Origin of the sequence: Pullulanibacillus sp. KACC 23026, from assembly GCF_029094525.1 — a bacterium.
Classification (GTDB): Bacteria; Bacillota; Bacilli; order Bacillales; family Sporolactobacillaceae; genus KACC-23026.
On the sequence record NZ_CP119107.1, the window covers coordinates 4,442,373 to 4,454,892 of the forward strand.

The window sequence follows — 12,520 nt, forward strand, 5'->3', positions numbered from 1 at the left end:
CTCCTATTAATCTCTTTTAAGAGCATTCTCAAATTCCTGTACGAAAGTGGAGTCAGTTTTCAAGACCCCTCTCTTTATGGTTGTGACAGTTGCACTCCCAGTTTTTTTAACGCCGCGGGCACACATACATAGATGCTGACCTTCAACACTTACGATGACACCTTCTGGTTGCAAAACATTCATAATAGCATCCGCAATTTGCGTTGTCATTCGTTCTTGAACTTGTGGCCGTTTGGAAACAAGTTCAACTAATCTTGCAAATTTACTTAGTCCAACCACTCTGCCCTTTGGGATATAACCTATATGAGCTTTTCCAAAAAAGGGAATGAGGTGATGCTCGCAAAACGTATAGTAATTAATATCTTTGACAACAATCAACCCATCATAGTTTTCTTCAAATGTCGTAGTGAGTGCCGTTTCAGGAGCAACGCCTACACCCGCAAATACCTCCCTGTACATTTGGGCAACACGCTTTGGCGTATCAAGTAAACCATCTCTATCAGGGTTTTCACCAATTAAGGATAAAATTTCTTTGATATGTTCTTCTATTAAGTCCTTTTTTAATTCAACAGTCATTTTTAGATCCCCCATATTTAAATAAAAAATCCACCAAAAAGGATTGGTGGATTTTTTAAAATTATAGAATAGTTATTGCAATAAAGGATAACTATTCTATGAAGATACCCAACACCCTTTTCGGTAACCCGACTGTCATAGCTTATAAAAGCCTTAGACCCGCAGCTTTGCGTCCTTACCTTTCAGTAAGTTTGCCATTATCGAAGGAATAATTTTTTATAATGTTTTTATCGACATATAACCATGAAAACTTTATATAATTTTGTTGGTAGTTTGTGGAAGAGGCATGATTAAATAAATAAATTAAGTCTTTGCTTCCTCCTATAAATGCTTCCCCATTGCTATAATGGCTCTCGCAATAGTTGCATCTTTCTCATTCACCGTACAATAGGAAATTCTTTTAAATAGAACAATGAACTGAAACCCGTTCCAAAGTCATCTAAACTAATTACCTGGAGTTTTCATATACGGTATTGTTCTGTCTGACCTTTGAAAACATCGTGGCTTTTCTAACATCTTTAATCATGCTTAAGGAAATATGCCCCGTTTAATCCAATTGATGACCTAGGAGTTTACTCTTTCATATTAAAATAGACTATCTCCGGGATATTATATCGATACTTTAATAATCCATCTGCGACTTCTTTTTTTAGGATAGATCGCTGGACCCAATTATGGATACAGTCTACAAAGTCTTCAATACCCACATCAAGTCTAAGACACAAATCTTTAAACGAGATACATCCAAATGGATGATCCTGAAAGAAATTTATACATTTTAACTATGTCTTAACCATGCTGATAAATTTCCCTTTCTTTCTGCCTATTTATACGTCTATTGTCTCAATCTATATCCAAAATAAATATCCCTTGTTAATCCTATCTTTAGTCCTACTGATATATAGGATTATCTTCCTATTAAATCCAAAACAAAAAGCCTCTCTCCACTTTATTAAGCAGAAAGAGGCTTTTTTAGTATAAGTCAAAGATCCTCCATTTTTTGTTTATAAAAATAAGCAATTAGACCCGCCCTATCTTTTACATTAACCTTCTGGAAAATATTTGTAATATGATTTTTAACGGTATGTTCACTAATAAATAACTGGGAAGCCAGTTGTTTATTATTCAACCCTTTCACTACTAGCATAAGGACTTCATTTTCTCGATTTGATAATTTATCAATTTGGAACTCAAGATCTTTAGTGGAAATAGTTTGATCTAACGCACGCTCTCTAAGGATGAATTTTCTAAACTTTTCACTCAATAACGGATCAATAGGATTATCTATGGAATCCAACTCATGATCTTTCAGATGGTTAGATAATAGTGCAAGCAGTTGCCCTCCAAGGTCGAATCTTTGACCATATCGATTATATTTGGGATAATTCGTTATTTCAACAAAGTCTTGCAAAATTTTATATACCGATGAATGATCAGGTAGTACATTTGCTACAAATTCAGGCGTATACGAAGATAATAAACAAGCATATTCAATATCTTCTCTTTCCTTCAAAGACATTTCCAAGTAATCCAAAAACAAATGAGCGAGTTTTTTTAATTTTGTTGTGAACTCATAACTCTGAGGATCCCAATACCCTACACTTTCATGTAAAAGTGCTATTGAATGTTGAATCTCCACTTTTGTATGATTTGTCCTATTAATAGCCAGTGCACCGATGGTTGCTAGAGAAGACAAGAATGTTAAGTGATCCTCATTATTAAGATTCTGAGAAACACTTAATACACCATAAAGCTTTTGGCTATATACAGGACATTCTATAATGGTTTCTCCCCAATCTGAGACGCGAATAACAGGAGAAGCCTTTGATAAATTTCCCCCTTCATCTTTTAATTGGTTGTATCTCCTTAATACCTGCTTTCCATACTTTTCACTTTGGTCCTTTGTTAATCCCCTCGAGACAATTCTAACCTCTCCCGAATTAGAATCGAGATCGAACAGAGTAAGTGAAGAAAAGCTGACTTGCATAATATTCATGCTCATATCAACAAGCATTAGAGCAATTTTCTTAACATCTTGAATGCGGGATAACAGTTGACTTATTTCTATTAAGGCATTCAATTTCTGAAGCTGGTACCTAAATTTTTCTCTTGTTATCCTATTGAACAGATATGAACTGATTATATCCGTTATGACTTGACCGATACTTAGAATAGATTGTCCAAGTTTACCTTTTTTAAAAGAGACACCAAATAATACACCTGTGATACTATTATCAACAGTGATTGGGTAACAAACAAGTGATTGAGGTTTGATATCGTTAACTTTAAACAGTTTCCCTCTAGGATCAATATCAATCTGCTCCCAATAACCGGCTATTCCGCTAACCAACACTTGACCTAAAAAACCTTCCCCAACTAAAAAATTTGTTCCTACTAATGATTGATAATCTATGTGTCCCGTCACTAAAGAGATCACACATTCGTTATCGTTATTTTTTTTAGCAAGGCCTACAAAATCAAGATCAGAATCTAAGTTCAAAAACTCATTTAATATTTCAGAGACCGTATCTTTTTTTTCCTGTGCAGCAAGTTCAAGCACATTTTGTACACTTCTAATCAGTTGAATGTCTTCTGTTTTCTTTTGATCATTCTCTAAGAGCTTACTTATGACCTCAGATAATTCTAAAATTCTACTTACAATTCGCTTCTTTTCTTCGCTCGTTGTCTCCGGAACTTCCTCAATTGCGTTTTCCCAAATTGATGGTTGCGTGACTTTTTGTCTTATATATTTATAAAGGTCCGAGCGGGATTCCGTTTCTATGATAACACCCGCCCATAAATAATACTTAATCTCACCCCTTATACTTACTGGAGAAAGTACAATCTTTAGGCCAGGAAACGTGTCTAAAACGCTAGACCCCACTGCACTTTTTATCCATTCATAATATAAGGAATGGTTACTTTGGACCATTTTTGCCAAGCTGTTTTCTCCTGAAAAAGAAGTGACTGGATTTCCTTTAAGGTCTAGTAATATTATGGCTAGCTTGCAATTAGAAGCAAACACATCTTGCACTTGTTGAATACTGTCTAGTGCGTTTTCCATTTGTCATCCAGCTTTTCACTTAAAATATTCGGTTGATTATATCTATATATAGAATCATTTCCAGATTCAATTTCAGTTAATATCGATAAGGCAACTAAACTATTTATTATTGGCTTCAGATGTTCAGTCGATCGTCCTAATCGACTTGCTAGACTTTCTAATGTTTCCATTGCAAAAGGATTTTCTTCAAAAAAATAGGTGCATTCCACTTGTAATAATAACGATATATCTGTCATATAATCTCGCTCCTTAAACCAATTGGATAAGTGGTTTCTCCGAAATCGTTTCCACAAGAAGGGGTTCAGAAACAAACCCACTTGTTGATTTGGTTAATTGGAGATATTGATAATTACCATCAACCCAAGTACGAATAACTCCATTTGATGTCCTCTCTAAAAACGAGGAGGTTTCTTTACCTATTTCAGAAAAATTGCAAAGAGCAAGTATTGTGTTTCCGGTAGTTCTTGCTCTGGTAGATTCTTCAGCAAAAATTCGTTTAACAAAATCCGGTCCTCTTAAAGAAAAAATTGCGCTTAAATCATAAAAAACAAACCAATCATCTAATGTGTTAAAGTTTCGAGTTACCATTTTAGTCAACTCACCATTTAAAAAGCCTAAGTAATCTTCGTTCGATACATCTTTTACATTCAAGACATTGTCTTTGAAGACATCTGGGACTTCCCGATTATACTGTTCTATAAAATACATCTTATCTTGTTTGCAGGCTTCTTCTAAATCAACACCATATAATTTATAGACTTTTTGAAGATCCTCGATAGTGGTCAGACTAGAGGGTTGTGCAATGATTCGATCCCCCTCTAGTATTCTTTTCGTTATAATAGAACCAATTAGATATTTGTAGTTTGCTTTACTATTTGTGTCAATTAATAGCGTTGATCCTCTTGTGATTCCGCCGGAGAGTAGTTGATCTAATTTTCCAATTCCAGTTGACACTTTATCATGTGCTTTAATTAATACATCTTCAACAACTGAGAGTGCTGGAACTAGATGAATCCCTTTATCTGTTAGTCGATAAATATGTTCACCTTCAATAATTTTGCGACCTCTCATTTTTATAACTTCAAGTGTCCGTTTACGAAATTTCTGCATTTGTTCTTCTATAGAAAGACGGATTACCCCATCTGCTACATAATGTTCAAATGTATCTTCACTATTTGAATTTGCCCGTTCACTTAGTAACATTGAAGTTAGCGAGAATTTACGTAGAATATTCCTCAGATTATAGAGTGCCTCTCTATTTTCCTTCTGATCTTTATAGATATATTGAAGGAGACTAATACTATCTACTACAACTCTCTGGCAATTTATTTCTTGTATTAATTGCTCAAATAGACCATTAGGTTGTTTCATTTGCTCTAAAAGAACTTCAGGTTTTATACTTATAAAACGTAAAAGATTCTGCTTTTCTAGTTTTTTTAGATCCCAACCAAACGCTTCCATATCTTGATAGATCTGGTGAGGGAATTCTTCAAAGGTAATGTATATACCCGTTTCACCAGATTTCAAAGCTCCATGTACAAGGAATTGTACACCTAATGTTGTCTTTCCCGTTCCTGGTGCCCCTTCAACAATAATTGCCGATCCTTTTGGCAGTCCTCCATATAATATTTTGTCAATTCCAGCTACTCCTGATTCAGTAATATTCTGCATAAATGCCGCCCTCTATATTTATATATTGTTAAAAAAAGGATCTTAAAATGATACCTTCATAATCACATCAAATACTTAAAGGCAACCTACCTAAAATACGAGCAACTAAAAGAGCTCCCTCCACGAAGTTGGACGAGCCCTTGAACTCTAACCACTTCGGTAACCGGCTACCATAGCAACGCTTTAGGTCCGTGGCTTTGCGTCTCCATCTTTCAATGGGTTTGCCTTTTCGGATTCGATTTTATAGTTTATCCGAATGATCATGAACTTCATTCCATTCGTAAATGACTTTGGATCTCAAACAAAAAAACGTCTCAATTATATAATTTATATTATCACAAAAATAATTTATCCGATATCATGAACCAGATAGCCCTTATAATAAAGCCAAGTCTAGCCTTCAATGAAATTGGAACTATAATGGTCAAACAGCCAGTCAAGTACAAGATACGGGTACTTATGCCTTTGAAGTTCAAGCTGATGGAGATTGGTCCATAAAAATTCAATAGAGGCTGGGACAAAGCTAAACTAACTGACTTAAATTCCGAACACTAAATGTTTATAAGGACAGAAACAAATAGGAAACGCAGTCAAAATACAGAGACTCCTCGCGGGAACAGCATGTGTCAGAAGACCCCGCAAGCAAGGGTTTTCCTTGTTGAGGAGGCTTGGGCCGTGCACGCGGAAAGCGATGTATTTTGACTAGCGTTTCATCAAAGATTTAACTTATAAATGAAAAACCGAACCCATCACGTTAAAACGTGTGAATAAGTTCAGTTTTTTTCTATTCGTCAACTATTTTTGTCCCAGTCGCTTTCTATAAGTGACTAATTAACCATGATCCTTGCGAGTTCCGCTAACTTCTCGCTTATGGTGACGATTTGACTTAGAGTCTCTGATGTTGCGTTAATCGTTTTTGTTTGTACACTCAACTCGGCTACAAGATCTCCTACTTCGCGTTGAATTTGATTGAGAGAATCGATGACATGATCCGTCGAGTTAAGAATGGTTGTCGATGATGTCTTAGTGTTTTGAGAAAGTCTTCTAATTTCATTGGCTACGACAGAAAAACCTTTCCCTTGTTCTCCAGCACGCGATGCCTCAATAGCTGCATTGAGACCGATCAAATTTGTTTGAGAAGACACTTTTGCAATAACATTAGCCACTTGACTAATTTCAACTGTAGAATCCTCCACCCTTTTACTATTATTAACGAGTTGTTGTGAAGTGGTTTGTAATTCTGCTGCAGTATGGCTAATCCCTTCTAAGGACGTGTTCAACGTTTGCATCATTGTCAGCAATTCATCGGCTGCATTTTGCAGGATCTCTTTGTTCTCAGTGGATATAAATACACACATAGAACCCACTATACTTCCATCGCTAATAATCGGAACACCCGTACCTTGATAAGGAATTCCACCGGTCAATTGTTTATTCCCTATTCGAGATATAACCTGACCCGTCGTCACAACTTCCTTCCCAATACTTCCCTCTAATAATGGCTTGCCTTCTCCAAAGACATCTAGATAGAAATCATCACCTGAAATCGCATGTATATACCCTTCCTTGTCTGTGACAACAAGTTGGGCATATGGAATTAATTTGTGGAAGACATCAGATACCATAATTATAGTTTCAAGTTTATTCATTATATAAGGTTCTCCTTAAAATCGATTTCACTTTTTTCAGCTTCCTATACTTTATCGGAAGTTTTAAGAAAAAATTTAAATCTTCCCTATTTAAGCACCTTTTTTCTTTTATAACCTGTCAATTCATGGTAATGGTTGCTACTCTACCCTTTTTATCAAGTTTAACGCCATCCATTTCCATATCCACCCACTTTTAACTCATTATCCGATTAACTCGATATACGAGTATTCTTGGAAAATATTTAGAAATACGCTTCAATAGACAATTTGGCCGCTCTCCGTTTGGCGTAAATAAGGCGAGGCGCTCCCGCTATTCAAGGCACCATGCCTGCCCCTCCAATGAAACCTCCATCTAACTATTAAACTCGTATTTGTTATTCAATAGCAAATAAAATTAAGTTAACAACATAATAAAATAACCCCGAACAGTTCCAAACCATTTGGGGTTACTTTCAACTTTTATGGGTAATGGAATTTTATGTTAGAATAAATAAGTAAATATTATGAATAATTATTAAAAAAGCAAAGGATGTTTTAAATTGAGCACTATTTTTATTATCTTATCAGCTAGTGTTGTAATAACTCTCTTGGTGTTTTTTAATAGCAAAAAACACCGACTGCAAGAGAATAAAAAATTAGTGAACCAATGGAATGATAAGGATTATAAACGAAACGAGGAACCTATTAAATCTGTAAGAATGTATTGGAATAGCTATGAACCTACAAAGAATCAAGTTTCTATAGATGATCTCACTTGGAATGATTTATCTATGGATACTGTATTTCAAAAAATTAATTTAACACACACTAGTATAGGGGCGGAGAAATTATACTGTAATCTTAGGTCTATTAATTTAAATGAAAACTACTTTAATGAAAAGGAGCCCTTTATCAGAGCGCTCTTTGAAACAAGAGCATTGCGAGAAGAAATTGAATTAAAGTTAATGGCATTAGGGAAGAAGTCGTTTACCGATACTTCTTCTTTCCTTTACCAAATTACGGATAAATTTATGAAACATACTTATCTTTATATCCTTTTAAGTCTTTTGTCCATCACGCCTCTAGTACTAGTTTTTGTTAACTTAAAAGCAGCCATTATTACATTTTTTTGTTTGGTTATGATAAACAGTGGTATCTATTTTTTTAAAAAAAGGGAGTATCAGCCTAATTTTTATTCATTATCTTATATTACGTCCATTATTAATTGCGGAAAACATCTAGTAAAAATACAACATAAAGAATTTGGTGGGAGAAGGGATAAAATAAAGTTGTGTTTGAAGAAACTAAAGAAAATATCCTTTTGGGGAAGTGTGTTATCTTCAAATAACAGTTCGATAAATTTAATAGTGGATTATTTAAGAATCTTTTTCTTACTTGATTTCATCGCATACAATCGCATTTTAAGAACGATTAAAAATAATCAAGAAAGTTATATTTCTTTATGGCACGAAATAAGTGATTTAGATTTGGCGATATCTATCACACACTTTAGAAATTTATACCCAGATCATTGCATACCAACATTTATTGAAGAAATGAAACTTAAAGGGACAGACTTATATCATCCGCTAATTAAACACCCTGTAAAAAATAATATTGAGATTGATAAAGACATCCTAATTACAGGTTCCAATGCTTCAGGCAAATCTACTTTTATTAAAGCCGTTGCGATAAATTGCATTTTAGCACAGACCATTAATACTGTATTAGCAAAAGGGTTCCTTATTAAACCGTCCCACATTCTTACTTCTATGGCAATAAGTGATGATGTCTTAGGAGGTGACAGTTACTTTATTGCTGAAATTAAATCACTAAAACGGATCATTGATACCATTAAACAAGGTATGTCTTGCATGACATTTATTGATGAAATTTTAAAAGGGACCAATACAGTAGAACGAATATCTGCATCCGCTTCAATTTTAAATTGGATTAATTACCAGAAGAATAATTTGTGTATTACAGCTTCACACGATATAGAGTTAACACAAATTACAAAGGATTACTATGAACACTATCACTTCAGTGAAACAATTGAAAATAACTCGATATCATTCGATTATAAATTAAAGAAAGGCCCTTCGTATACAAGAAATGGAATCAAATTATTAGAGCAACTACACTATCCAAAAGAAATTATTAATCTGGCCTCTAAGTTAGCTAATTCCTTTGAGGCAGATGGGAACTGGATGACCTTTAATCATGTGAATTACCCGTTTTATCATAATTGATCAAACAACATTAACCTTCGAAAAAACATTCCCAAATGCAATTCTTAATTAAACAATGGAAGTAGCCGGCTAATAATTTCGTATCCTTTTGCCTGCCTTACTAGCTTTAGAGTGACAACCCTTTATAGAAAAACAAAAGACCTTTAAACATCATGTGTTTAGAGGCCTTTTAATCTGTCTAGTTAATTTATGCTTTTTTTTGAACGCGCCAAATGATTCACTAATTGGTTTAACTTAGCTTCTTCATTTAAACCCATATTTGTAAATTGTATTCCATATAACAAGTTATTACTTCCTTTATGGCCCTCTTTTCTAACAACAATTCCTGAATAGATATAAGTTTCCTCTTTTAGTGTAAAGCTAATATCAACTAAAACTGGATCAGTGACAGGAAAATCAACTTCGCATAAAAATCCTAAGCCACCGACACTTAGATCTAAAATCTGTCCACTAATTGACTTATTATTTAATTTCCTTAAAGTCTGATGACCAAAATCAATAATTTTAAGCTTGCAGGTTAGATCCTTCACTGAAACCCGGTGATATTTCCTTCTGTTTTTCTGGATATTGATTGGATTTTTTGATGTCTTAGCTTTTTTCATTTTATTCTTTAAACGGGCTATTTCAGCTTTCTTAGTTTGATTGTTTTTTACAGATTTCAGGAAAAGGAAAACAATTATTAACAACATGAAGGTTTCGATCCACACTATATCATTCATCATCACTCATACCGTCTTTTCCAAAACATCAGGCTTACCCAAAGCATACCCCTGACCATATTTGATGCCAAAACTCTTGGCAAAGGCCAAATCAACAGGGGTTTCTATCCCTTCTAATATGAGATACGTCTTATACGCATCACAATAATTTTGAAGGAATCTAACAAAATCTTGTTTCTTCTTTGACATGTAAAGATCATGTGCAAAATACTTATCTAATTTTATAAAATCTGGGTTTAATTCGATTATTCTTTGGGTATCTTCAATTCCTTTGCCGATATCATCAAGCGCAATTAAAATCCCTGACTTTCTCAATAAATTTATTATCTTTTGGAATTGTTTTAAGTCCTTTATTTTCTCTGTTTCGGTTAACTCTAGTACTATTTGGTGCCTTGACACATTAAATTCATTCATTATATTAATAATGAAAGAGGGGAAATCCCCATTTGATATGGTCGACGGATAGACATTTACAAATAACTTACCTTCTCTTTTTGAGTATCCTGCCATATGGTAGGTACTGATAGCTTTATGGATGGACCGCGAATCCAATTCATAAAGCTTTTCTTTTTGTTTGGCAAGACAAAATGGTATTTCTGGATTTGAGAATTCATTGGATCTTAGCAAGACTTCTCTACCAATTAAGTACCAATTTTCAATATCATAAATAGGTTGAAAGTGATGATAAAACTGTTCTTCCCTTATAAAATGATCGATTAACATTAAATTCTCCTCACCTCTCCATAAAAAAAGAGGACTCCCCGAATTAATCAGAGAATCATCTACAATGCGCTCCTTTCTTCGGTAACCCGGCTGCCATTGTTGTTTCCATTAGGCCCGTGGCTTTGCGTCCTTTCCTTTCGAAAAAGTTTGCCTTTTCGGTATAGGTTTTTTATTTATAGAAAAAACCTATTTATGAAATTTATTGGATAACTAAGTTTTTTCAATAAACAAACGTTTTGGTATTTATGACAACCTTTTTATATATTGGTAAAATTTGTTATGAGTTCCCACCTATTAACTACACCCAATTTTTTATAAATACTATTCAGATGTATTTTAACTGTATTAGGTGATATCTTCGTTACTTCAGCGATCTCTTTATTAGATAAGCCAGTTAAAACATAACTATAGATTTCAAATTCCCTAGCTGAAAGTTTTTTTTTACACTATTTTTTATACTATCTTTATTATTATTCTCACGGGTTGCGGCTAAACTTGAGAATTCATTTATTAAATAACTTAACAGCCTTCTTTTTTCTTCAGTAAGGAAAACGTTTTCCTTATCTTGTTCTAACGTGTATTTCATACATGATAAGATCAACTCCTTCTCCTTATCCGAGAGCGTTATTCCTAAAATAGTATCCAATAAACCATTCCCCCATATTAGACCAAAACATCTGTTACCTGAAATATTTACCATTATTTATTATCTTTTTTAATAATAATGGTTAATACTTTATAAAGGAAGTAGTCATGGTTTACTACTTTACAGTACCAAGCTACTATTTTTCGACAATTTTCAATCTATTGAGGCAGATAAAATTTGTATCGGTCTTGATAAAGCTTAACTAATCTATACACTGTTGAGTCAACTCAAGAGAAAGCTCATTTATTTACATCCCGTTAGCATTTGGTTAGTAGACTGCTCAAAAAACCTATATATCAAGGAGGCTCCCCCATAGAGTGATCATCTGTAATAATTTGCATGTTATGTCCTAAAAACACGGTGCAGCAAGGATTTTCAAATTTCCAACTCGTAGCGTCTTGACGTACAGTTTCTTTTTTAACTTCAATGCATTTGTAAAATGTTTACATCTTGATCTTGTTATAGGGGAAATCATTACCTCTGAACATGAGAAAAGGCCCCCTCAGTTAAATTCTGAAAGGGCTTTTCAAAACCAATGTTAGATTTAGCATTAGAGATAGAACCATGTCTACTCACTCAACGTGTCCAACGTGTATGTAGCAACACACGACACTCCACGGAGGATATTGGCAGTTTCTAAAGTGCTCCTGTTTTTTATTGAATCTGTATCTCTTTATTACATTCGCAATTAGTTGATCGTTGAAAACTCTCTATTTTTATTCACTATTAAACCATTAATCTTAACATACGATGGTACTAATGGATGCTGGCGAATCATCTCAATACTCTTTTGGACAATCTCAGCAACATCCTGCTCTCCTTTTTCGATCCATTCTTTTAAAGTTCCATCCATAAATTCAGGCATGCAATGTTCAAAAAGATAATCCATCGTTCTTAGTTTTTCCTTCATTTGTTCACTTTCTGAATCAAGAAGACTTTTTAGATCGGGTGAAACGTTCCTCTTGCCTTCTGTACCAACTACAACTACTTCTTGAACATCTTCCTGATAAATAGCCATTATAATCGATCTCATAATATCTCCATAAGGATTGGAGATAACAGAGCCGTAGCTTTGTAAAATCAGCATGTTTTCAAGTTCAATATTCATCTCTTGTTGGAGGAATGGCTCTATTCTAGGTTCTATGTCTGTCAAAAATAAAACTTTTTTGTTGTTTTTATTTATATCCATAACGTACAACCCCTCTTATAAAATAATTTATGATGCTTTAATTTATACAAAT

General features: G+C 34.1%; 11 protein-coding genes and 3 riboswitches. Of the genes, 1 reads left to right on the plus strand and 10 read right to left on the minus strand.

Annotation, left to right across the window (positions count from 1 at the left end; all coding sequences use genetic code 11):
• Positions 1-6: 6 nt before the first annotated feature.
• The 5 genes from folE to PU629_RS20640 all read right to left on the minus strand — a co-directional run bounded on the left by folE (position 7) and on the right by PU629_RS20640 (position 6,960).
• The gene (gene folE, locus PU629_RS20620) at positions 7-576 is read right to left on the minus strand and encodes a GTP cyclohydrolase I FolE (RefSeq protein WP_275281899.1); all 570 of its coding nucleotides are present in this window, start codon (positions 574-576) and stop codon (positions 7-9) included.
• Positions 577-695: 119 nt separating this feature from the next.
• A riboswitch (cyclic di-GMP riboswitch) is annotated at positions 696-782 on the minus strand.
• Positions 783-1,558: 776 nt separating this feature from the next.
• Positions 1,559-3,640, minus strand: a complete 2,082-nt coding sequence (locus tag PU629_RS20625) for a LuxR C-terminal-related transcriptional regulator (RefSeq protein WP_275281900.1) — start codon at positions 3,638-3,640, stop codon at positions 1,559-1,561.
• Positions 3,625-3,876, minus strand: coding sequence for a hypothetical protein (locus PU629_RS20630; protein WP_275281901.1), 252 nt, complete (start codon positions 3,874-3,876; stop codon positions 3,625-3,627). The genes PU629_RS20625 and PU629_RS20630 overlap by 16 nt, the downstream gene beginning before the upstream one ends.
• Before the next feature lie 13 nt (positions 3,877-3,889).
• Positions 3,890-5,311, minus strand: a complete 1,422-nt coding sequence (locus PU629_RS20635; RefSeq protein ID WP_275281902.1) for a DUF7125 family protein — start codon at positions 5,309-5,311, stop codon at positions 3,890-3,892.
• Positions 5,312-5,466: 155 nt separating this feature from the next.
• A riboswitch (cyclic di-GMP riboswitch) is annotated at positions 5,467-5,547 on the minus strand.
• Positions 5,548-6,138: 591 nt separating this feature from the next.
• Positions 6,139-6,960, minus strand: a complete 822-nt coding sequence (locus PU629_RS20640) for a methyl-accepting chemotaxis protein (protein ID WP_275281903.1) — start codon at positions 6,958-6,960, stop codon at positions 6,139-6,141.
• A 539-nt stretch (positions 6,961-7,499) separates the two neighbouring features.
• Here PU629_RS20640 and PU629_RS20645 point away from each other — a divergent pair.
• Positions 7,500-9,191, plus strand: coding sequence for a MutS-related protein (locus tag PU629_RS20645; protein ID WP_275281904.1), 1,692 nt, complete (start codon positions 7,500-7,502; stop codon positions 9,189-9,191).
• 182 nt (positions 9,192-9,373) lie between these two features.
• Here the strand turns inward: PU629_RS20645 and PU629_RS20650 are convergent, their stop codons facing one another.
• The 5 genes from PU629_RS20650 to PU629_RS20665 form a co-directional block, all read right to left on the minus strand.
• Positions 9,374-9,913 (minus strand): PilZ domain-containing protein, encoded by a 540-nt coding sequence (locus tag PU629_RS20650; RefSeq protein WP_275281905.1) that lies wholly within the window; start codon positions 9,911-9,913, stop codon positions 9,374-9,376.
• 3 nt (positions 9,914-9,916) lie between these two features.
• Complete coding sequence (locus PU629_RS20655; protein ID WP_275281906.1) at positions 9,917-10,633, minus strand: EAL domain-containing protein; 717 nt, start codon at positions 10,631-10,633, stop codon at positions 9,917-9,919.
• Between the two features lie 77 nt (positions 10,634-10,710).
• A riboswitch (cyclic di-GMP riboswitch) is annotated at positions 10,711-10,795 on the minus strand.
• 95 nt (positions 10,796-10,890) lie between these two features.
• The gene (locus tag PU629_RS22675) at positions 10,891-11,046 is read right to left on the minus strand and encodes a helix-turn-helix transcriptional regulator (protein WP_481900523.1); all 156 of its coding nucleotides are present in this window, start codon (positions 11,044-11,046) and stop codon (positions 10,891-10,893) included.
• Complete coding sequence (locus PU629_RS20660) at positions 11,028-11,279, minus strand: hypothetical protein (RefSeq protein WP_275281907.1); 252 nt, start codon at positions 11,277-11,279, stop codon at positions 11,028-11,030. Before PU629_RS20660 ends, PU629_RS22675 begins: the two co-directional genes overlap by 19 nt.
• A gap of 688 nt (positions 11,280-11,967) precedes the next feature.
• On the minus strand, positions 11,968-12,468 hold the full coding sequence (locus PU629_RS20665; protein WP_275281908.1) for a carbonic anhydrase: 501 nt from the start codon (positions 12,466-12,468) through the stop codon (positions 11,968-11,970).
• Positions 12,469-12,520: the final 52 nt, after the last annotated feature.